Below are 904 nucleotides of genomic sequence, written 5' to 3'. Positions count from 1 at the left end.
GCTAGAATGTTGAAGACATTTGAACCAATGATATTACCCACGGCATATCATCTTCGCCTTTCATTACACCAGCAAGAGAAGCAGCCAGTTCAGGTAGACTTGTGCCTACAGCAATAATTGTGAGACCAATGACAAGGTCGCTCATGCCGAAGTATTTAGCGATAACAACCGCGTTGTTCACCAGCATATCTGCTGAAATTGGTAGGACAATCAGGCCCACAACCACCCACATAGCGGCTTTTACGTTACTCACACCTTCAGGAATCTCTGACTCTTGCTCTTCGATAAAGGCATCACCTTTACTCTTTTCACGACGGCTGATTTGCAGCATTGCAAATAGGAATGCGCCGAACAGCACAAACAGTAATACGCCTTCGTAGAAGCCAAGGTAGCTGTCCCAAAGCAGGGCTCCAGCCAGTAGTGTGACACCGATCATCAGCGGCAGTTCACGACGGATAACCGCAGAGCTAATAGAAAGCGGCTTAATTAATGCTGTAATACCTAAGATAAGTGCAATGTTGGCGATATTCGAGCCAAGCACGTTACCTACGGCTGTATCTGTTTTGCCATCAAGAGCCGCAGTTGCAGAAACCATCATTTCAGGCGCTGAAGAGCCCATTGCAAGAATCGTCATACCGATAACTAGGGGAGAGATTGCGAAGTTGCGAGCCAATGCTGCGGCACCATAAACCAGTTTATCTGCACTCCACACCAAAAAACCTAGACCGATAATAAGAAACGCAATCGCTTCAAGCATGATGATTCCTAAAAATTAATAAAAAATGGACAATTAACCGCTAATTTTGACGTGTTGCTAGATAAAAGGGAAGTCACGGATTCAATTAATTCAGACTAAGTTGTAACGAAAGTGCCTTTGTAGGGAGATTTCTTAATACTTTCAAAT

1 pseudogene is annotated in these 904 nt (G+C 44.2%); it reads right to left on the bottom strand.

What is annotated here, in order from left to right:
- A pseudogene (locus KIV40_RS31945) lies at positions 1–757 on the bottom strand (calcium/sodium antiporter); the annotation flags it as partial.
- Between the last annotated feature and the right edge of the window lie 147 nt (positions 758–904).

The organism is Vibrio sp. D173a, from assembly GCF_030248475.1.
Note: the sequence above shows the minus strand (reverse complement) of the source record. Positions and strands in the feature narration are given on the sequence as shown.